This window comes from Streptomyces sp. NPDC057445 (assembly GCF_042802855.1).
Taxonomy (GTDB): domain Bacteria; phylum Actinomycetota; class Actinomycetes; order Streptomycetales; family Streptomycetaceae; genus Streptomyces.
The window spans coordinates 79710-97275 of record NZ_JBHVDH010000012.1; the positions used below are offsets into that span (position 1 = coordinate 79710).

Annotated in this window: 26 protein-coding genes and 1 riboswitch; of the genes, 14 read left to right on the top strand and 12 right to left on the bottom strand. The window is 70.5% G+C overall.

What is annotated here, in order from left to right; genetic code table 11:
• Nucleotides 1-15: 15 nt before the first annotated feature.
• Both ACFU5O_RS23990 and ACFU5O_RS23995 read right to left on the bottom strand, forming a co-directional pair.
• Entirely contained in the window at nt 16-318 is a 303-nt protein-coding gene (locus tag ACFU5O_RS23990) for an urease subunit gamma (RefSeq protein WP_384243766.1), read from the bottom strand.
• A 134-nt stretch (nt 319-452) separates the two neighbouring features.
• Nucleotides 453-1073 (bottom strand): TetR/AcrR family transcriptional regulator, encoded by a 621-nt coding sequence (locus tag ACFU5O_RS23995; RefSeq protein WP_384243767.1) that lies wholly within the window; start codon nt 1071-1073, stop codon nt 453-455.
• Nucleotides 1074-1185: 112 nt separating this feature from the next.
• On the opposite strand from ACFU5O_RS23995, the gene ACFU5O_RS24000 reads away from it, so the two are divergent.
• The gene (locus ACFU5O_RS24000; protein ID WP_384243768.1) at nt 1186-2175 is read left to right on the top strand and encodes an ABC transporter permease; all 990 of its coding nucleotides are present in this window, start codon (nt 1186-1188) and stop codon (nt 2173-2175) included.
• A 243-nt stretch (nt 2176-2418) separates the two neighbouring features.
• On the opposite strand, the gene ACFU5O_RS24005 is transcribed toward ACFU5O_RS24000, so the two are convergent.
• A complete protein-coding gene (locus tag ACFU5O_RS24005) occupies nt 2419-2724 on the bottom strand; it encodes a type II toxin-antitoxin system Phd/YefM family antitoxin (RefSeq protein WP_384243770.1) in 306 nt (101 codons plus the stop codon).
• Between the two features lie 81 nt (nt 2725-2805).
• Here ACFU5O_RS24005 and ACFU5O_RS24010 point away from each other — a divergent pair, with 81 nt between their 5' ends.
• The 4 genes from ACFU5O_RS24010 to ACFU5O_RS24025 all read left to right on the top strand — a co-directional run bounded on the left by ACFU5O_RS24010 (nt 2806) and on the right by ACFU5O_RS24025 (nt 5405).
• A complete protein-coding gene (locus tag ACFU5O_RS24010; RefSeq protein ID WP_384243771.1) occupies nt 2806-3441 on the top strand; it encodes an ATP-dependent Clp protease proteolytic subunit in 636 nt (211 codons plus the stop codon).
• Nucleotides 3442-3446: 5 nt separating this feature from the next.
• On the top strand, nt 3447-3755 hold the full coding sequence (locus ACFU5O_RS24015; protein ID WP_384243772.1) for a hypothetical protein: 309 nt from the start codon (nt 3447-3449) through the stop codon (nt 3753-3755).
• A 362-nt stretch (nt 3756-4117) separates the two neighbouring features.
• A riboswitch (cyclic di-AMP (ydaO/yuaA leader) is annotated at nt 4118-4273 on the top strand.
• A 2-nt stretch (nt 4274-4275) separates the two neighbouring features.
• On the top strand, nt 4276-4752 hold the full coding sequence (locus tag ACFU5O_RS24020; RefSeq protein ID WP_384243774.1) for a C40 family peptidase: 477 nt from the start codon (nt 4276-4278) through the stop codon (nt 4750-4752).
• Between the two features lie 134 nt (nt 4753-4886).
• On the top strand, nt 4887-5405 hold the full coding sequence (locus ACFU5O_RS24025; RefSeq protein WP_384243775.1) for a DUF6328 family protein: 519 nt from the start codon (nt 4887-4889) through the stop codon (nt 5403-5405).
• Here ACFU5O_RS24025 and ACFU5O_RS24030 read toward each other — a convergent pair.
• Nucleotides 5359-6012, bottom strand: coding sequence for a LysE family translocator (locus ACFU5O_RS24030; RefSeq protein ID WP_384243776.1), 654 nt, complete (start codon nt 6010-6012; stop codon nt 5359-5361). The two genes, ACFU5O_RS24025 and ACFU5O_RS24030, sit on opposite strands and share 47 nt — an antisense overlap.
• Nucleotides 6013-6094: 82 nt before the next feature.
• On the opposite strand from ACFU5O_RS24030, the gene ACFU5O_RS24035 reads away from it, so the two are divergent.
• The gene (locus ACFU5O_RS24035) at nt 6095-7006 is read left to right on the top strand and encodes a LysR family transcriptional regulator (protein ID WP_384243778.1); all 912 of its coding nucleotides are present in this window, start codon (nt 6095-6097) and stop codon (nt 7004-7006) included.
• Between the two features lie 36 nt (nt 7007-7042).
• Here ACFU5O_RS24035 and ACFU5O_RS24040 read toward each other — a convergent pair whose 3' ends face one another.
• Nucleotides 7043-7501, bottom strand: a complete 459-nt coding sequence (locus tag ACFU5O_RS24040; RefSeq protein WP_384243779.1) for an ATP-binding protein — start codon at nt 7499-7501, stop codon at nt 7043-7045.
• A gap of 274 nt (nt 7502-7775) precedes the next feature.
• On the opposite strand from ACFU5O_RS24040, the gene ACFU5O_RS24045 reads away from it, so the two are divergent.
• Both ACFU5O_RS24045 and ACFU5O_RS24050 read left to right on the top strand, forming a co-directional pair.
• Nucleotides 7776-8633, top strand: a complete 858-nt coding sequence (locus tag ACFU5O_RS24045) for a helix-turn-helix domain-containing protein (RefSeq protein ID WP_384243780.1) — start codon at nt 7776-7778, stop codon at nt 8631-8633.
• Nucleotides 8634-8646: 13 nt separating this feature from the next.
• Nucleotides 8647-8865: a DUF397 domain-containing protein gene (locus ACFU5O_RS24050; protein WP_384243782.1), complete on the top strand. Its 219-nt coding sequence runs from the start codon at nt 8647-8649 to the stop codon at nt 8863-8865.
• Between the two features lie 7 nt (nt 8866-8872).
• Here ACFU5O_RS24050 and ACFU5O_RS24055 read toward each other — a convergent pair whose 3' ends face one another.
• The gene (locus ACFU5O_RS24055) at nt 8873-10012 is read right to left on the bottom strand and encodes an 8-amino-7-oxononanoate synthase (RefSeq protein ID WP_384243915.1); all 1140 of its coding nucleotides are present in this window, start codon (nt 10010-10012) and stop codon (nt 8873-8875) included.
• Nucleotides 10013-10169: 157 nt separating this feature from the next.
• Between ACFU5O_RS24055 and bioB the strand changes: the two genes are divergently transcribed.
• The 5 genes from bioB (at nt 10170) to ACFU5O_RS24080 (ending at nt 14322) form a co-directional block, all read left to right on the top strand.
• The gene (bioB, locus tag ACFU5O_RS24060) at nt 10170-11339 is read left to right on the top strand and encodes a biotin synthase BioB (protein WP_384243783.1); all 1170 of its coding nucleotides are present in this window, start codon (nt 10170-10172) and stop codon (nt 11337-11339) included.
• Complete coding sequence (locus ACFU5O_RS24065; protein WP_384243784.1) at nt 11332-12621, top strand: adenosylmethionine--8-amino-7-oxononanoate transaminase; 1290 nt, start codon at nt 11332-11334, stop codon at nt 12619-12621. Before bioB ends, ACFU5O_RS24065 begins: the two co-directional genes overlap by 8 nt.
• Nucleotides 12622-12722: 101 nt before the next feature.
• Entirely contained in the window at nt 12723-13439 is a 717-nt protein-coding gene (bioD, locus tag ACFU5O_RS24070) for a dethiobiotin synthase (RefSeq protein ID WP_384243785.1), read from the top strand.
• Nucleotides 13440-13473: 34 nt separating this feature from the next.
• Entirely contained in the window at nt 13474-13902 is a 429-nt protein-coding gene (locus ACFU5O_RS24075; protein ID WP_384243786.1) for a hypothetical protein, read from the top strand.
• A 141-nt stretch (nt 13903-14043) separates the two neighbouring features.
• The gene (locus ACFU5O_RS24080) at nt 14044-14322 is read left to right on the top strand and encodes a hypothetical protein (protein ID WP_384243787.1); all 279 of its coding nucleotides are present in this window, start codon (nt 14044-14046) and stop codon (nt 14320-14322) included.
• Here ACFU5O_RS24080 and ACFU5O_RS24085 read toward each other — a convergent pair.
• The 4 genes from ACFU5O_RS24085 to ACFU5O_RS24100 form a co-directional block, all read right to left on the bottom strand.
• A complete protein-coding gene (locus ACFU5O_RS24085; protein WP_384243788.1) occupies nt 14280-14486 on the bottom strand; it encodes a hypothetical protein in 207 nt (68 codons plus the stop codon). The genes ACFU5O_RS24080 and ACFU5O_RS24085 overlap by 43 nt on opposite strands.
• A 91-nt stretch (nt 14487-14577) precedes the next feature.
• On the bottom strand, nt 14578-15060 hold the full coding sequence (locus tag ACFU5O_RS24090) for a hypothetical protein (protein ID WP_384243790.1): 483 nt from the start codon (nt 15058-15060) through the stop codon (nt 14578-14580).
• A gap of 29 nt (nt 15061-15089) precedes the next feature.
• Nucleotides 15090-15479: a hypothetical protein gene (locus tag ACFU5O_RS24095; protein ID WP_384243791.1), complete on the bottom strand. Its 390-nt coding sequence runs from the start codon at nt 15477-15479 to the stop codon at nt 15090-15092.
• A 312-nt stretch (nt 15480-15791) separates the two neighbouring features.
• On the bottom strand, nt 15792-15935 hold the full coding sequence (locus tag ACFU5O_RS24100) for a hypothetical protein (RefSeq protein ID WP_384243792.1): 144 nt from the start codon (nt 15933-15935) through the stop codon (nt 15792-15794).
• A gap of 135 nt (nt 15936-16070) precedes the next feature.
• Between ACFU5O_RS24100 and ACFU5O_RS24105 the strand changes: the two genes are divergently transcribed.
• Nucleotides 16071-16769, top strand: coding sequence for a class I SAM-dependent methyltransferase (locus ACFU5O_RS24105; protein ID WP_384243793.1), 699 nt, complete (start codon nt 16071-16073; stop codon nt 16767-16769).
• A gap of 80 nt (nt 16770-16849) precedes the next feature.
• Here ACFU5O_RS24105 and ACFU5O_RS24110 read toward each other — a convergent pair whose 3' ends face one another.
• Nucleotides 16850-17221: a fic family toxin-antitoxin system, toxin component gene (locus ACFU5O_RS24110; protein ID WP_384243795.1), complete on the bottom strand. Its 372-nt coding sequence runs from the start codon at nt 17219-17221 to the stop codon at nt 16850-16852.
• Nucleotides 17218-17457 (bottom strand): toxin-antitoxin system HicB family antitoxin, encoded by a 240-nt coding sequence (locus tag ACFU5O_RS24115; RefSeq protein WP_384243796.1) that lies wholly within the window; start codon nt 17455-17457, stop codon nt 17218-17220. Before ACFU5O_RS24115 ends, ACFU5O_RS24110 begins: the two co-directional genes overlap by 4 nt.
• Nucleotides 17458-17566 lie beyond the last annotated feature (109 nt).

A 17566-nucleotide genomic window follows, 5' to 3' on the forward strand; every position in this document is an offset into this window, starting at 1 on the left:
GGCGGCGCTCCCCCGTCAGACGATCGGGTCGTGGACGGTGACGAGCTTGGTGCCGTCGGGGAAGGTCGCCTCTACCTGGACGTCGTGGATCATCTCGGGGATGCCGGCCATGACGTCGTCGCGCGTGAGCATCTTGCGCCCGGAGGCCATCAGTTCGGCGACGGTGCGCCCGTCGCGGGCGCCCTCCAGGATGTGTGCGGTGATGAGGGCGACCGCTTCGGGGTGGTTGAGCTTCACCCCACGGGCCCGGCGCTTGTCTGCGACATCCGCGGCGACATGGATGAGCAGTCGTTCCTGCTCATGCGGGGTCAGTTGCACGCTTCCACCTCACAGGTCGTCCGGCCGGGGCCCGTACGGTCACGGGACCGTGGCGCGGTCAGCAGTTCGCTGACCGCGGCAGGAGCACCGCGTGACCGGGGTCTGAACGTTAGGGCGGAAGTTTTTCCGGCGCGTTAACTGATCTTCGGTAGTTGCATGGACATCAGGCCCTGCAGCCCGTTCTCCAGGATCTCCACCTCCACGTCCCCGAAGAGGGCCTGTTGCGCGATGAAACCCTGCGCGACGGCCACGAGGGTGCGGGAGACATGGTCGGAGGGCACATCGGCATGCAGGAGCCCGCTGTCCCGGTAGGCGTCGACGAGCTGCGCCCATGCCTGGCGCATGCCGTCGTAGCCGTCTCTGAGCAGGCGTGCGAGACGGTCGTTGCGGAGCGTCTCCGTCCAGACCTGGACGATGAGCCCGGCGAAGCGCTGCCGGTCGCCCCCAGGGGGCTCTTCCTCGATCAGCTTGCGCAGCACCCGGCCCAGCAGCACGTCGGGGGTCGGCGGCGGTGAGGTGCGCGCGGCCTCGTCGAAGGCGGCGCGGATCCCTGCGAACGCCTCTTCCGCGATGGCGGAGATGAGTTCGTCCTTGCCGCGAAAGTAGCGGTAGACGGCGCCCGCCGAGAGGCCCACCTCGCCGAGGACGTCCTGCATGGATGTGGCGTGGAAGCCGTTGCGGGCGAAGCAGCGCGCGGCGCCGTCGAGAATCTGGCGGCGACGGGCGTCGAGGTGTTCCTGGGATACGCGAGCCATGACCCCAATCTAAAACGAACATTCCTTCTTGACAATCACGAAGGCCGGCAGGACATTGGGCGCGAAGGAAAACGAACGATCCTTCTCTTTGATCTTGGAATCGAGGCACAGCATGTCGACCGCCGCTCCGCCCACCCGCCGCATGATCGCGGTGATGGTCCTCGTCCCCGTCCTCGTCGCCCTGGCCCTCTGGGCCTTCGCCTGGCCCGCCGCGAGGATCGCTCCGCGCGACCTGCCCATCGGCGTCGCCGGCCCGGCCGTCGCGACGGCCCAGCTGGAGCAGCGCTTCGCGCAGCACGAGGGCGCGTTCGACGTGCACCGCTACGACGACGAGGGCGCCGCGCGCGAGGCGGTCGAGGACCGTGTCGTATACGGCGCGGTGGTGGTGACGGACGAGGGCCCGAAGGTGCTGACGGCGTCCGCGGCCGGCCCGGTCGTGGCCCAGCTGCTCAAGGAGTCCATAACGGCGAGCGCAACCGCCGGCGCCCCGGTGCAGGTGGAGGACGTCGTTCCGGCTCCTTCGGGCGATCCCCGGGGCGGCGCACTGGCATCGAGCATCCTGCCGCTCGCGCTGGCGGGGGTGGCGGCCGGCGCCGCGGTGACCGTACTGGGGCTGCGCGGGGCGAGGGCGGTGACGGCACTGCTCGGCACTGCCTTCCTGGTCGGCCTCACCGCAACCGCTCTCGCGCACGACTGGCTCGGCGCCCTGACCGGTAACCGGTGGGCCGAGGCCGGGGTGCTCGGGCTGACGGTACTCGCGGTGGGCGCCGCCGTCGCGGGGCTCGCCGCGGTGACGGGGAAGGCCGGTATCGGCCTGGGTGCCCTGCTGATCGTCCTGATCGGCAACCCGTTCTCGGGCGTGTCGAGCGCGCCGGAGTTGCTGCCCGAGCCGGCCGGACTGATCGGACAGTGGCTGCCGCCGGGCGCGGGCGGTTCACTGCTGCGATCCGTGACGTTCTTCGACGGCAGCGCGGCGGGCGCGCCCGCGGCCATCCTCGCTCTCTGGGCGGTGCTGGGCCTGTCCGCCGTACTGATCGGCGGACGCCGGCGTACATCCGCACCGGTCCTGGACCCGGCCCCGGTGCCCGCACCGGCGGGCTGAAACCACTCTTTCCTGCCGGGGCGCTCGCGCCCCTCCCCGACGACCGCGTGTCCCCGCTGTAGCGGACGGGGGCACGCGGTCTTCTCATGCGGTCGTACTGCCGTACACCAGCGTGATCATGCGGTCTCGCTGCCGTACGCGCGCCGATCGTGCAGCCGTGGCCGCCATGGACCAGTGCTCCTCCTGGGCCCCGCCTCCCACGCACGGCTGCATACGCGGCCGTTCGTCACAGGCCCGGGTCCGTCACGCCCCGGCACCCGGCCGCCGGTGCTCCGCCGCGATACCGAACCGGCCCCGTTCGCCGGGAGCGGACGGCGACGACGACGTCCGCAATCTCGACACCGAGGTGACCACCGCCTCTTCTGCCTGATGCTCCGCACCCTGCGGACCCTCAAGATCTTCGAGTCGCTGCAGGTCAGCGGCGGAGACCAGGGCCACGAGCGGCTTCCCGTGGCGGGTGACGACGACGCGCTCGCCGCCGTACACCACGCGATTGATCAGCTCGGCGAGCTCCGCCCGTGCTTGCGTCACCGGAATCTCATAGGCCATGCTCCCCATCATAACGACCTGTACGTCCTGTACATTTTTTACAGAGGCTGCCGTGGCTCCGCACGAGGAGAGGTACACCAGATGGACCGTTCTTCCGCCCGATACGTCCTGCCGGAGCTCGCCGAGCACACCAGCTCCGGACTCCGCACGCTCGATCCCTACTCGAAGCTGCTGGAGGAGCGGATCATCTTCCTCGGCACACCGGTCGACGAGACATCGGCCAACGACGTCGTCGCCCAGTTCCTCTATCTCGAGTACGCCGCCCCCGACCAGGACATCAGCCTCTACATCAACTCCCCCGGCGGCCCCATCAGCGCGATGACGTCGATCTACGACACGATGCAGGTGGTGACCTGCGACGTGGCGACCACCTGTCTGGGCCAGGCCGCCTCCACGGCCGCGGTGCTCCTCGCGGCCGGTACGCCCGGCAAGCGCATGGCCCTGCCGGGCGCGCGGGTGGTCGTGCAGCAGCCCGCGCTGCACGAGCCCGTGCAGGGGCAGCCGACCGATCTGGACATCCAGGCGCGGGAGTTGCTGAGGCTGCGCGAGCAAGTCGCCGCCATGCTGGTGCGCCACACGGGCCGGAGCACAGAGCGCATCTGCGCCGACATCGAGCGGGACACCGTGTTCGATGCCGCCGCCGCCAAGGAGTACGGCCTCGTCGACCACATCATCAGGAGCCGCAAGTCGTCGGTCGCTTCGTACGGGGCCCGGTGAGCCCCGTGCTGCCCCCGGAGCTGCCGCCGCTCCCCGCACTGACGCGCGCCGAGAGCGAGTTCATCGACCGATATCTCGAAGTCGTCGACCAGCTGGGCCGTATCAACCCGGCCAGAGGCATCCACACGTACGGCGCTCTCCGCGCCGCGCAGGCACTCGCCGCGCGGGCGATCGCCCTCCGGGACGCCCTGGCGCTGATGCACGCGCGCGGAGAGAGCGAGCTGCACGCGCGCACACTGACCCGCGCGCTGCGGGTGCTGGACGGGGAGCGGAGGGCGGCGCGAATCACCGTTCCGCCCGAATCCGACAGTTGACTCGGCGTCCGTGAGGCCGCGCAGGACACTCCACGACACGGCACAGGCGTACGAGTGGGTGTCGCCCAACCGGTGGAGCGACGGCTCCGGCACAAGAGCCGTGCGAGTTGCGCAGTTTGATGAGCCATCCGGCGCAATGGGTTGTTCCGCCGCTGGTACGGCCCTCGTCGTGCGGCCACCCGGAGTCGGCCAAATGGTCCTATCCACCTGAATGGATGAGTGGTGAGGAGCCTCACAAAACGTCGTTTCAACTCGGAAATCCGGCAGCGCGTGCGTCAAGATCCCAGGGACGACAAGCCCCCGCCACCGCGGCGGGGCGGTCCGGGCGGACGCCGAGTCCTGCCGCCGCACCGGATGCCTGGTCGACATCAGTGCTTCGGCAGGAGTGGAGGACCCACGCAGTACGGCCCGGCCGCCGACACGGCCGGACCTTGGGGTGAAGCCGCTTGCGCGGCCGGGCATCTTCGTTGGCCCGAACCCGACAGGTCATCCTTCACAGGCGGCTGACGAAGGGTTGCGCATGACTGCGCAGACACACAGTCCGTCCCTGCTCTCGCGGACGGGTGCCGTCTCGGCCATCACTCTCGCCGCCGTCGGCGGCTCCCTGATCGTTCCGGGCGGCGCACCCGAGGCCCAGGCCGCCTCGGCTCACGCCTCGAAGGCCCTCAAGGTGGCCGCGTCGAAGAAGGGCGCCCCGTACCGGTACGGGGCCACGGGCCCCTACCGGTTCGACTGCTCCGGACTCACCCTCTACTCGTTCAAGAGGGCGGGCAAGCGCCTGCCGCGCACGGCACAGGGCCAGTACAACCGCACCCGCCACATCTCCGCATCCAGCCGGCAAGTGGGCGACCTGGTGTTCTTCCATCACCGCGGAAGCGTCTACCACGTAGGGATCTACGCGGGTCACGGAAAGATCTGGCACTCCCCCAAGACCGGATCCGTCGTGAAACTGAGCAAGATCTGGTCCAGGAGCGTCAAGTACGGGCGCGTGGGCTGACAGCCGGACGCGGTCGCCGGCGCGCCGGGCCCCGTCGGGGCACTCGCGCCGGCCCCACCGGGCCCGTAGCCGAAGGATCAGCCGACCGGCCCAATCGGGTGCATGTTCCGTCGAGAATGGGCTAATCGTCATATATGCCCGACGACCATGTCCGTGCCCCACGGGACGAATCCGAGCTGGAGCGGGCCGACCGCAATTTCGCCGAGCTGCTCCAGGAGCTGCGGGTCGTCCAGACCGGCGTACAGATCCTGTTCGCCTTTCTGCTGACCCTCGCGTTCACGGCCAGGTTCCCGTCACTCGACTCGTTCCAGCGCGGCACGTATGTGACGACGCTGATGCTGGCCGTGGTGGCCGCGGCGCTGTTCACCGCACCGGCGGCGGTGCACCGTGGCCTGTTCCGCAAGGGTGCCAAGAAGGAGATCGTCTCGGTCTCCTCCCGGCTGGCGGGCGTCGGCATGGCGGTGCTCGCCCTGGCGCTGACCTCGGCGGTGCTGCTCGTCGTCGATGTCGTGCACGGCACCCCCGAGGGAGTTGTCGCCGCCGCGGTGACCCTGATCGTCTGCGCCGGACTGTGGGGCGCACTGCCCTGGGCCCTCGGCCGGAGGATCACTGAGCGAGAGGAGCGGTCACCAGCGTCAGACCGAGGACGGTGAGAGCCCCGCCGCTGACACCCTCGACGGCACGCGCGGGGCGCGGCCGGCGCAGCCACCGACCCAGCCGGTCCACCAGCAACGCCACCAGCGGGAACCAGACGAGTGCGAGTACGACGACGATGGTGGCCAGCAGCAGGGTGCGGGGCAGCACAGCGGCGCCGTCCGGTACGAACTGCGGCAGCAGGCTGAGGAAGAGCACGGGCGCCTTGGGGTTGAGCACATTGGTCAGGAAACCCTGACGCAGACTGCGCACGGTCCCGGCGCCGGTCACAGGCTCCTCGCGCTCCGGCCCTGACGCCCGCTCCGGCCCTGACGCCGGCAGCGGCCCGAGCGCGCTGCGCAGCGCCTGGACACCGAGGTAAAGGATGTACGCACCGCCCGCGATCTCCAGCGTCCGGTAGAGCACCGGCACCGCCGCCAGCAACGCGGCGAGTCCGGCGACGGCGAGCGCGGTGTGGACGAGCAGCCCTCCGGCGACCCCCAGGGCCGCCGCGACACCGTCGGCGCGGGATCCCAGCGCCCTCCGTACGACGACGGCGAAGTCGGCGCCCGGCATGGCGACCATGCCCGCGGCGACCCCGATGAAGGCGATCAGCTGTGCGTCCATGGACCCAGCCTGGACCATGGGCGCCCTTAGTGTGTATTTGGAATCTTCTAGGTCTGCCTGAAGGAACGCTTAAGGGGCGCCCATGTACGACCCGACGAGGCTGGCGGCCCTGGTGGCGGTCGCCGAGGCCGGTTCGATCACCCGGGCCGCGACCCGGCTCGGCTTCACCCCGCCCGCGCTCTCGCAGCAGCTGGCCAAGCTGGAGCGGGAGGCGGGGGCGGCGCTGCTGGTGCGCCACCATCGCGGGGCGCGGCTGACGCCCGCCGGTGAGGTGCTGGCCGCACATGCCCGCCGGGTGCTGGACGAGATGGACCGGGCGCGCCATGAACTGGCACGGCTGGCCGGGCTGTCCGGCGGACGGCTGAGGGTCGGCACCTTCACCACGGCCGGCGTCCATCTGCTGCCACCGGTGCTCAGTTCCTTCCGGCGGAGCCATCCGGACGTGGAGCTGACGGTCGCCGAGTACGAACCGCCGGACGGGGTCGCGGCGGTCGCCTCGGGCGAGGTGGACCTGGCGCTGACGCATGCGTACGAGCCGGCCGAACCGTTCCCGCTGCCCGCCGGGGTCTGTCTGGAGCCCCTGCTGGTCGAGGAGTTGGTGCTCGTGACGGCGCCGGGTCAGCTGCTGGCGGGTGGCTCGGGACGGCTGAGGGTCGAAGAGCTGGCCGGTCGGCCGCTGATCAGCAGCGCTCCCTCTCATCCGTCGCGCAAGGGTGTGGAGGACGCACTGGCGAAGGCCGGTGCGACCCCGGCAGTGGTGTGCGAGTCGCCGGGCTACGCGCTGGTGTGCGCGCTGGTCAGCGCGGGCCTTGGGGTCGCCGTCGTACCGGAGATGGTGGCTTCGATGGCGTCCAGTCCGCTCGGGGTGCGCCATCTGGAGCCGCCGGCCTTCCGCCGCACAATCTCCGTGGCGCACCTCGGCGACGCGTCCGGCCCGGCGGCCCGCTCGCTGCGGGCGCTGCTGCGGGCCGGGTTCGCGCGGGCCGGCGGATAGGGTCGCGCCGCGCCGGGTCGCCGGGCCCCTGGTGCTTCAGTTCAAGTCCGGAACGGCCGCGGCTGCGGGCGCCGGAGCGGGCGTCCACGGCAGGGCGATCCGGACGGTCTTGCCACCGTCCGGGGTGGGGATCACGGACAGCCGGCCGCCGTGCTCGGCGGTGAGCCAGCGGATGATCACCATCCCCCGCCCGTTGTCCTGCTGAACGGCCGCGGGCAGCCGCTGCGGCCAGCGCGGATGGCTGTCGGTGACACCGATGCTGAGCCGCTCCTCGCGCTCCAGCCGGAGGTCGACGGTGAAGGTCGGCGACTGTCCGAAGGTGTGCTGTACGGCGTTGGTGGCCAGCTCCGAGACGATGAGCCGGACGGTGTCCGCCGTCTCCGCCTCTCCAGGCAGGCCCCATTCGGCGAGGACACCGGAGACGTATCTCCGCGCGGCGGAGACCGAAGCGGGATCGCTCGGCAGAGTGACGGATGCTTCCTGGTGATCTGCCATGGCGAGCTGTCCCTTTCCCACCAGGGCCGGATGACGACACGTGGCGGCACATAGCGGGTGATGCGCCGGAGCGGCCCCGGACTGCGCTGGCCCCCAGAGTGCCACCGTTGGTGCCACTGTCGGCGGCCATCCACCCAGATATGCATATATCTGTCGCTCAAAGCGGTGAACTCTGCTACGCGAGAACGGATTTGGGCGCACACTTGATGGCTGCGTCAGCGGTGGCCACGGTCCGCCGGGCGGCTCGCCGGACGGGCGGAAGGAGGCGGCAGACATGCGGCACGGTCCAGCGGTGCGCAGGCGCAAGCTCGGTGAGGAGTTGCGCAGGTTGCGCCTCGGCGTGGGCCTCACCAGCCGGGAGGCCGCCCGGCTGGTGGGGTGGCACCAGTCGAAGGTGAGCCGCATAGAGACCGCGGCGAGCGGGGTGAAACCGGCCGATGTGGTGCGGCTGCTGGACGCCTACGGGATCACGGATCCACGGCTGCGCGAGCTCCTCGGGACACTTGCGGGCTCCGCCGGAGGCGGCGGCACGGGCTGGTGGCACGCCTATCGCGGGGTGATCCCGCCCCAGTACCGGGATTTCATCAGTCTGGAGTCCCAGGCGGGCGCCGCCCGGACGCTGGAGACCTCGGTGGTGCCCGGCCTGCTGCAGACGCCGGACTACGCACGGGCGGTGACCCGTTCGGCGCTGGACGGCGTGTCCGCCGCGACCGTGGACTCACTGGTCGAGGTGCGGCTCACCCGTCAGGAAGTGCTGCATGCGGACCGTCCGCTCCGGTTCAGCGCGGTCCTCGACGAGGCGGTGCTGCGGCGTCAGGTGGGCGGCCCCCGGGTGATGCGCGCACAGCTGGCGCGGGTGCGGGAGATGGCCCAGTTGCCCCATGTCCGGCTGCAGGTGCTTCCCTTCTCCACGGGAGGTTATGCGGGCCTCACGGGACCTTTCGTTATTTTCTCATTTCCGACCACTTCTGATCTGGATGTTGTTGTTCTCGACCATCTGACGAGTAGCCTCTACCTGGAGCGCAAAGAAGACCTCGAGGCGTACGGCGCCGCTTTCCGCACCATGCAGGCTCATGCGCTCTCGCTCCAGGACTCGTTGGATCTCATCGCCGGGATCGGTGACGGCGCGTAGGGAAGGCACGTCCATGTCGGCTCACCACGCACGCATACGCACCCAGATCTGCACCCCGTGGCGGCGCAGCAGCCGCAGCGTGGGAATGAACAACTGCGTCGAGACGGCTCGTTGCGCCGACGGCGCGCTGGCCGTGCGCGACTCCAAGAACGTCCGGCGGCCGCCGCTGCGCTTCTCACCCCAGGCGTGGACCGGCTTCGTCCGCGGGCTGCGCGCCGCCGCGACCCGCTGACCGTCGCTCAGGGAGCAGTCGTCAGGACCACCGCGACGGCCTCCTCGACCTGCTGATCCGTGAGGTCGGCCCGCGCCGTCAGCCTGATCCGTGAGATTCCGTCGGGCACGGACGGCGGCCGGAAGCAGCCGACGGCCAGCCCCTCGGCCCGGCACTGCGCCGCCCACCCCACGGCGGCCTCCGGGGACGGCGCCCGCACGGAGACGACCGCGGCGTCCGGGCGGGCCGCGGTCAGCCCCGCGCCCGTCAGCCGCTCGTACAGCGTGGCGGCGACGGCCCGGGCGCGGTCCGCGACGGCCGGCTCGCCGCGCAGCAGCCGCAGGCTCGCCAGGGCCGCGCCCGCCGCCGCCGGGGCGAGGCCGGTGTCGAAGATGAACGTCCGTGCGGCGTTGATCAGATGGTCGACGACCCTGGCCGGACCCAGGACGGCCCCGCCCTGGCTGCCCAGCGACTTGGAGAGGGTCAACGTCGCGACGACCCCTGCGGCTCCCGCGAGCCCCGCGGCGTCGAGCGCGCCCCGGCCGCCCTCGCCGAGGACGCCCAGGCCATGGGCGTCGTCGACGACGAGAGCGGCGCCGTGCGCGCGGCAGACCTCCGCGAGTGCGGTGAGCGGCGCCGCGTCGCCGTCCACCGAGAAGACCGAGTCGGTGACCATCAGGGCGCGCCGTCCCGGGTGGGCCTCGAGTGTCTTGCGCACCGCCTCCGGATCGGCGTGCGGGACCACGGCCGTCTCGGCACGGGAGAGTCTGCAGCCGTCCACGATGGAGGCGTGGTTGCCCGCGTCCGAGACGATGAGGGAGCCGTGCGCGCTCAGCGCCGTGAGGGCGGCGAGGTTCGCCGCGTAGCCGGAGGAGAACACCAGCGCGGCCTCGAACCCGCAGAACTCGGCGAGCTCACGCTCGAGTTCCGCGTGCAGTTCGGTGCTGCCGGTGACCAGCCGGGAGCCGGTGGCGCCGGCGCCCCAGCGGCGAGCGGCCGCTGCCGCCGCCTCGGTGATCTCGGGCCTGTGGGTGAGGCCGAGATAGTCGTTGCTCGCCAGATCGAGCAGGGTGGCGTCGGCGGTTCGCGGCCGGAGCGTACGTACGAGTCCGGCGTCCGCACGCAGGCGCGCCGCGTCGTCGGTCCACTCGAAGGGATCCTGAGGCATGGACTGCGGCATGACGGTCCTGTCCTTTTGTAGGCAGCGAACAGACCCTAGCCCGCGGCGGCAGAGGTCAGAGTGTGGCCATACACACACCTCAATCCGCGCGTGTTGTCGAGTTCCTCCTTGGCCGAGGGGTGTCCGGTAGGCGAGGATCTGCGCCATGGATCTCCTGAACACGCTGGTGGACAAGGGCCTGCGGCGTGAGCTGCCGACCCGTGAAGAAGCGCTCGCCGTGCTGGCGACCTCGGACGACGATCTGCTCGAAGTGGTGGCCGCGGCCGGAAAGGTGCGCCGTCAGTGGTTCGGACGGCGGGTGAAGCTCAACTATCTGGTCAATCTCAAGTCCGGTCTCTGCCCGGAGGACTGTTCGTACTGCTCCCAGCGGCTCGGCTCCAAGGCGGAGATCCTCAAGTACACCTGGCTGAAGCCGGACGAGGCCTCGCAGGCGGCGGCAGCGGGAGTCGCGGGCGGCGCGAAGCGGGTCTGCCTCGTCGCGAGCGGCCGGGGCCCCACGGACCGGGACGTCGACCGTGTCTCGCAGACCATCGAGGCCATCAAGGAGCAGAACGAGGACGTCGAGGTGTGCGCCTGTCTCGGCCTGCTCTCCGACGGGCAGGCGGAGCGGCTGCGGGCGGCCGGCGCGGACGCCTACAACCACAACCTCAACACGTCCGAGGGGACGTACGGGGACATCACGACCACACACACGTACGCGGACCGCGTGGACACCGTCCAGAAGGCGCACGCCGCGGGCCTGTCGGCCTGCTCGGGTCTGATCGCGGGCATGGGCGAGAGCGACGAGGACCTGGTCGACGTCGTCTTCGCGCTGCGCGAACTGGACCCGGACTCGGTGCCGGTGAACTTCCTGATCCCGTTCGAGGGCACCCCGCTCGCCAAGGAGTGGAACCTCACGCCGCAGCGGGCGCTGCGGATCCTGGCCATGGTGCGGTTCGTCTGCCCTGACGTGGAGGTACGCCTCGCGGGCGGCCGCGAGGTCCATCTGCGCACGCTCCAGCCGCTGGCGCTGCACCTCGCCAACTCGATCTTCCTGGGTGACTATCTGACCAGTGAGGGCCAGGCCGGCAAGGCGGACCTCGAGATGATCGCGGACGCCGGCTTCGAGGTCGAGGGCACGGACACCACGACGCTTCCCGAGCACCGCACCGACGCGCCGGCGGGCGGATGCGGCTCCCACTCCGGCGGCTGCGCACCCTGCGGCGACACGGCACCGGACGCCACGGATGCCCCGGACGAGGCCCCGGTGGCCCGTACCGATCTGGTGGCGGTCCGGCGACGCGGCGCCGGGACGGACCTCGCGCCCAATGCGTAGTTCCGGCGTGCGTGAACTCGTGGCCCTGGACCGGGCACATGTCTGGCACCCGTACGGCCCCATGCCGGGCCGCACCGACCCGCTGGTCGTCGAGTCCGCGTCCGGGGTCAGGCTCCGGCTCGCCGAACCCGTCCACGGCCAGGACGAGTTGGTCGACGGCATGTCCTCGTGGTGGTCGGCGATCCACGGCTACAACCACCCCGTCCTGAACGAGGCGGCGCGCGGCCAGCTCGACCGCATGAGCCATGTGATGTTCGGCGGGCTCACCCATGAGCCCGCCGTCCGGCTCGCCACCCGGCTGGTGGAGATCACCCCGGAGCCGCTCCGGCACGTGTTCCTCAGCGACTCCGGCTCGGTCTCGGTCGAGGTCGCGGTGAAGATGTGCCTGCAGTACTGGCGCTCGGTCGGACAGCCGGAGAAGCGGCGGCTGCTGACGTGGCGCGGCGGGTACCACGGGGACACCTGGCAGCCCATGGCGGTGTGCGACCCGGACGGCGGGATGCACGAGTTGTGGTCGGGGGTGCTGCCCCGGCAGGTCTTCGCGGACGCGCCGCCCGTCGGGTACGAGGAGACGTACGCGGACCATCTGCGGGAGCTGATCGGACGGCACGCGCACGAGCTTGCCGCGGTGATCGTGGAGCCGGTGGTCCAGGGCGCGGGCGGTATGCGCTTCCACTCCCCCGACTGGATCCGGGTGCTCCGGGAGGCGTGCGACACGCACGGCGTGCTGCTCGTCCTCGACGAGATCGCCACGGGCTTCGGCCGCACGGGAACGCTCTTCGCCGCGGAGCAGGCAGGTGTGTCACCGGACGTCATGTGCCTCGGCAAGGCGCTCACCGGTGGCTATCTGTCCATGGCGGCGACGCTGTGCACCAGCCGGGTGGCCGACGGCATCTCGCGCGGCGAGGTCCCGGTGCTGGCGCACGGGCCGACGTTCATGGGCAACCCGCTGGCCTCGGCGGTCGCTTGCGCGTCGATCGACCTGCTGCTGGGCCAGGACTGGGGCCAGGAGGTCAAGCGCCTCGAGTCGGGCCTGCGCGAGGGGCTTGCGGAAGCCGCCTCCCTTCCCGGTGTGCGGGACGTCCGCGTACTGGGCGGAATCGGCGTGGTGCAGTTGGACCACGCCGTGGACATGACCGCGGCAACGGAGGCCGCGGTACGCGAGGGCGTCTGGATCCGCCCGTTCCGGGACCTGGTGTACACCATGCCTCCGTATGTGACAGGCGAAGAGGACGTGGCCCGTATCGCGCGGGCGGTGTGCGCGGCAGCGGCGGCGGGATGAGCCGGAACCGGGCCCTCGGCCCGCGTGCCGGGCGCACGGCCCGCTCGGCGTCCCGGGGCATCGACGGGCCGGCACGACAGCGTAGGAGAGCAAGGAGCAGCATGGGTGTCATCGTCGTCAGCGGGACCGGGACAGAGATCGGGAAGACCGTGGTCACCGCGGCGGTGGCCGCCGTAGCGGCGGCGCAGGGCCGGAAGGTTGCCGTGCTCAAACCCGCGCAGACCGGGCTCGCGGCCGGCGAGGCGGGGGATGCGCAGGAGGCCGCGCGGCTGGCGGGCGCCGGGGTGACCGGTGTCGAACTCGCCCGGTTCCCGGAACCGTTGGCTCCGAACACGGCGGCGCGGCGCGCGGGTATGCCGGCGGTGGGCCCCCGGGACGTCGCAGAGGCGGCCGAGAAGCTCGCCGCCGAGCACGATCTGGTCCTGGTCGAGGGCGCCGGTGGCCTGCTCGTACGCTTCGACGACGACGGCGGGACGCTCGCCGAGGCCGCCCGGCTGCTGCATGCGCCCGTGCTCGTCGTCGCGACGGCCGGCCTCGGGACGCTCAACGCGACCGCGCTCACCGCCGAAGCGCTGCGGGCGCGCTCGCTCGAGCCGCTGGGTGTCGTCGTGGGCAGCTGGCCCGCCGTGCCGGATCTCGCGATGCGCTGCAATCTCGCCGACTTCCCCGGATCGGCGGGCACTCCACTGCTCGGCGCCGTCCCTGAGGGATCGGGGACGCTGTCGCCCACCACCTTCCGTACATCCGCGCCGCACTGGCTCGCCCCCGCGCTCGGGGGCGTGTGGGACGCGGACGCGTTCGCCGCGAAGGTGGGCTGAGCGCCGTGCGGGCGGGAACAGCGCCAGCGGTGGCATGGCGACCGTGGCCGACGCTCTCGTCGAGCTCCTGGCCGCGCTCGCCCGCCGCCAGCACGAGCACCGTTCCGTCACCGCCTCCCGCCTCGCCGCCATCGCCAGCACCGGCCTGCTCCCCGTCGACCTGCACGAGATGGCCTGCTACTACCTCGCCAAGGCGCAGCGCGACCTCGGAGACTCCGCCGGCTCCCGCAGCAGGATGCAGCTTGTCGCCGACGGCAGGGGCCGTCTTGCCCCTGCGGCGCGGCGGGGCCTGGCTCACCTCGCCCGCCTTGCCGGTGACTTTCCCACCGCATACGACGTCGCACAGACCCTTGGCTGGGAAGGCCGACAGCACCGCGTCGAAGGCGACCTCATTTGGCCCCACGGCGACATGACCCGCACCGCTGCCGCCTACGCCGCCGCTCGCGACCAGGCCGAGCAGTAAGGCGTCGCCGGGGAACGCGCGATCAGCCAGGCCCAGCGGGCACTCGTCCTCGCCTTCACCGACCCCGACACCGCCGACGACGAGATCCACCTCGCCGGGCAACTCCTCACCGGCCTCGACCTGACCGCTACCACCTTCACCGTGAAGATCGCCGCGCTCGTCCGCGACGCGGGCACCCTGCCCAGCCTCGAAACCGCCCGTGCCCTGCGCACCGAAATCAGGGATGCCGGCATCACCGCGGCCCAAGTCGTCCTCGAGCTCGCCCTCGCCTTCCACCACGCCGTCCGCGGCGAGCAGGACAGGATCCGCGCCGTTGCCGACCGCCTACGTGAACTCGCACGGAACGGCGACTATGCGTACTACGTCGACATCGCCCACTACATGGGCGGCCTGCCCCTGACGACGTCCCCCCGCTCGTAGGTGACCCAGTGCGGGTGCGTGGCCACCTCTTCGGAGAGCTCGACCAGGAGCTGGCGGAGCCGTACTTCCTCATCCCGCTGTTCAGCGGTGTAGCCGGGGCTGTCGCCGCGTCCTCCGGTGACCTCGCCGGTGTGGGGGTGCTCGGTGCCGGCCCATCCCGGCATGGGCTCGACCGACCACGGAGGCGCGGAGCACATACGTCAGCGTGTCCCCTGTCCGATTTGCAGGACAGGGGACACGCAACTTTCACCCGGATCAGTTAGACGTGAATCTTGCCAGGCCCCCAAGCAGGTTCCCCGACGGAAAGAGCGTCAGCGAATGGAGAACACCTGAATCTCCGTCATACCTAAGGGTCGCAAGAGTCGAGGACGGCGATTTTGCTTGTACCGATACCTCGTACGCGTTGCCGGTGGTGGCGATGTCGTCGAGATCGAATCGGACGGCACCTTGCTCAGTCGCTGTCACGTGCACATTCACTACACCTCGGCAGTAATCGCGCGCGCCTGGTGCAGGGGGGCGCAGATCTGCAATGAGCTGAGGGACTGCGCGCTTCGCTCCCAAGAGTTCCAGGTGATCAAATTTCCCCTCAGAACCAAGACGTAGAAGACCCGCCAGTCCAGATTCGTCATTGAATTCCAGCGCTGTGCCACCAGGGCTGGCCGACGATTCCGTGAAGGAAAGTAGTGCCACGTCAACTTCCGGATCGTAACGAACGTGGCAGTCCACTCGGCTTGTCATATGCATCTCCTTGGTTCGGAGTGAGAGCGTCAGCGGCGCCAGGCCGTCACGCAGTAGCCATTATTGTTTAGCACAACGACTACCGGGGCCTTCCACTTGAAGGACTTCTTCGTCCCCCACCCGCCGCACGTCTGGCTGCGCTTCGTCGAACCGTCGGCGAAGTCTGCCCGCACGCCGACGCAGTCTCCGTCGGGCTCATCGTCCTGGTACCAACCGGATACCGTGATCTGGCCTCCGCTGCAGTCCAGAGACCAGTGCGCCGTAGCGCCGTCAGTCTCCGCGGTCTTCGAATCACCGCACTTGCCGAGCGCGCCGAGCGTGCCTGCATTGGCGGTGCCCGCCAGAGTTCCCAGTGTCGTCGTCCCCACAGCGGCCATCACCATTGCACCGGTGGAAACCCTGCGCAGTAAAGTACGCACTCTTTCACTCCTTGGTCATCGCACAAATAGACTTACGCGATACGGGGCGACAGGGAATTGATGCACACAAGGTCGGCTAAGAAACGCAAGCCCCCGGCTCCCCCTTTCGACGCCTCCCCCTTGGCTGTCGCCCTTGCTGTAGCCGAGTTGCCCAGCGATTGCCTCGTATCGGGTGCGACTGGGATCGGTGATGGTGAACTGCAGGCGCCGAGGCTTGCCAGGAAGAGGCTCAACGGGGCTGGGGTCCCCCTCACGTGAGGGGGACCCCAGCCCCGTTGGTGTGCGAGCATCGCCCGCGGCATTGCCCTGCTGTCAGTCGATCAGCTCCGGCCAGATGTTGAAGTCCGTGTCGTCGACGACGTCCTCACCGAGGCCGAGCTCGTCCCCGAGAGCCAGATAGCGCTCGTATCGCGCTTCGCTGATCCGTACGAAGTACCCCTTCAGCGCGCGAAGCAACAGGCGGAAGGCGAGGTCCGGATCGACGTCGACACGAGTTCTGTCTCGTCAGCGGCTGACGGGCCGACTGACCCGCGTCATCCGGGGGACAATCTCCGTACCGGTCGTCGTACCGGTCGTCGGAGGAGGCCCACGATGCCGTTGCGCGGTCAGAAAGTCCCCCGGGACGCCGTCCACCACCCCGTGTTCGCACGCTTCTACGCACGCCTGAGCGTGACCGCCGACAAGAAGGGCGGGGTCGCCGAGCACCGCAAGGAGCTGCTGGCCGGCCTCTCCGGCCGGGTCATCGAGATCGGCGCGGGCAACGGGCTGAACTTCGCGTACTACCCCCGCGCCGTGTCCGAGGTGGTCGCGATCGAGCCGGAGCGCACCCTGCGCCGGTTGGCGGTGACAGCGGGGCTGCACGCCGATGTGCCCGTGGACGTGGTGCCCGGCGCGGCCGAAGCGCTGCCGGTCAAGAGCGAGGCGTTCGACGCGGCCGTCGTGTCCCTGGTGCTGTGCACGGTGCGGGACGTGCCCCGGGCGCTCTCGGAGATCAAGCGGGTACTGCGTCCCGGCGGCGAGTTGCGCTTCTTCGAGCACGGCCTGGCGCCCGGCCGGGCGATGGCGGGAACCCAGCGACTGCTGGACCGCACAGTGTGGCCCCTGCTCTTCGGCGGCTGCCACACGGCCCGGGATCCGATCGAGGGGATGGAGCGGGCGGGCTTCGAGCTGGGCGAGTACCGGGCGTTGCGCATCCCGGAGAAGGGCCCTCAACTGCCCTCGTCCTCCGCGGTGCTGGGTGTGGCGCGCCGGCCGTACGCGACCGACGCACCTCCCGGGGAGGTTTCCTGACGCCTGTCCCCCGGCGTCCCGCGCCGTCGCCGTTCTCCGGCTCCTCGGCGACGGCGCGCAGCGAACGGCGGCGAACGGAGTCAGTGACTCCACTGCCGGAGCTCGTCGGCGATCGCCCGGACATCCGCCTTGCCCTGCTTGACCAGCCTGGCGAGGTCCCGGACCTGCTCGGGCGAGGTGACCACCTTCAGGCCGGAGGCGACGAGGTAGCCGTACGCGACGGCCGAGGCGAACATCGCGTTCGAGTGCTCGAGCGCGGGAACGTGCAGGAGCAACTGCAGAAGGGACGCGGCCCGCGCATGCGGATCGCTGTAGACGGGGATGCCGAATATCTCCGCCTCATGGCGGCTCACCGCCGCGACCAGCGCCCCCCAGTCGGAGACCTCCGGATCGCCGGGCGTCTTGTGCTCGGCGACCATGAGGAGCCAGGCAAGGTCGATCGAGAGGTTCAACGCTCGCCCTTGTCCCGCTCCGCTCCCGACGTGCCGAACTCCTCCGCGAACACGGACTCGTACTGCTTCATGAAGTCCGCCGCGGCCTCGACGAAGGTACGCCCCACCTCGCCCGCGTCCTGCTTGACGAGCTCCTCGATATAGCGGTTCACGCTCACCCCCCGCTGGTGCGCCCGCCGGCGCGCGGCCTCGGCGGTGCTCTCGTCCACGCGTACGTTCAGCTGGGTCTTCGCCACGCCTTCAAGCTAGCGCGGCGCCGCTAGCACCGACAAGGGCAGGTGGCTGCCCGTACGCTCGTGGGTACGCAGCATGCAGTACGGAGTACGGGAGCCGCGGACGCCCACG

Coding starts and splice junctions, on each gene's coding strand:
- ACFU5O_RS24010 (WP_384243771.1), top strand. CDS start 2,806: ATGGACCGTTCTTCCGCCCGATACGTCCTGCCGGAGCTCGCCGAGCAC.
- bioD (WP_384243785.1), top strand. CDS start 12,723: ATGGGTGTCATCGTCGTCAGCGGGACCGGGACAGAGATCGGGAAGACC.
- ACFU5O_RS24090 (WP_384243790.1), bottom strand. CDS start 15,060: ATGACAAGCCGAGTGGACTGCCACGTTCGTTACGATCCGGAAGTTGAC.
- ACFU5O_RS24000 (WP_384243768.1), top strand. CDS start 1,186: ATGTCGACCGCCGCTCCGCCCACCCGCCGCATGATCGCGGTGATGGTC.
- ACFU5O_RS24055 (WP_384243915.1), bottom strand. CDS start 10,012: ATGCCTCAGGATCCCTTCGAGTGGACCGACGACGCGGCGCGCCTGCGT.
- ACFU5O_RS24050 (WP_384243782.1), top strand. CDS start 8,647: ATGTCGGCTCACCACGCACGCATACGCACCCAGATCTGCACCCCGTGG.
- ACFU5O_RS23995 (WP_384243767.1), bottom strand. CDS start 1,073: ATGGCTCGCGTATCCCAGGAACACCTCGACGCCCGTCGCCGCCAGATT.
- bioB (WP_384243783.1), top strand. CDS start 10,170: ATGGATCTCCTGAACACGCTGGTGGACAAGGGCCTGCGGCGTGAGCTG.
- ACFU5O_RS24085 (WP_384243788.1), bottom strand. CDS start 14,486: ATGCCGGGATGGGCCGGCACCGAGCACCCCCACACCGGCGAGGTCACC.
- ACFU5O_RS24040 (WP_384243779.1), bottom strand. CDS start 7,501: ATGGCAGATCACCAGGAAGCATCCGTCACTCTGCCGAGCGATCCCGCT.
- ACFU5O_RS24075 (WP_384243786.1), top strand. CDS start 13,474: ATGGCGACCGTGGCCGACGCTCTCGTCGAGCTCCTGGCCGCGCTCGCC.
- ACFU5O_RS24105 (WP_384243793.1), top strand. CDS start 16,071: ATGCCGTTGCGCGGTCAGAAAGTCCCCCGGGACGCCGTCCACCACCCC.
- ACFU5O_RS24065 (WP_384243784.1), top strand. CDS start 11,332: ATGCGTAGTTCCGGCGTGCGTGAACTCGTGGCCCTGGACCGGGCACAT.
- ACFU5O_RS24025 (WP_384243775.1), top strand. CDS start 4,887: ATGCCCGACGACCATGTCCGTGCCCCACGGGACGAATCCGAGCTGGAG.
- ACFU5O_RS24030 (WP_384243776.1), bottom strand. CDS start 6,012: ATGGACGCACAGCTGATCGCCTTCATCGGGGTCGCCGCGGGCATGGTC.
- ACFU5O_RS24045 (WP_384243780.1), top strand. CDS start 7,776: ATGCGGCACGGTCCAGCGGTGCGCAGGCGCAAGCTCGGTGAGGAGTTG.
- ACFU5O_RS24005 (WP_384243770.1), bottom strand. CDS start 2,724: ATGGCCTATGAGATTCCGGTGACGCAAGCACGGGCGGAGCTCGCCGAG.
- ACFU5O_RS24020 (WP_384243774.1), top strand. CDS start 4,276: ATGACTGCGCAGACACACAGTCCGTCCCTGCTCTCGCGGACGGGTGCC.
- ACFU5O_RS24035 (WP_384243778.1), top strand. CDS start 6,095: ATGTACGACCCGACGAGGCTGGCGGCCCTGGTGGCGGTCGCCGAGGCC.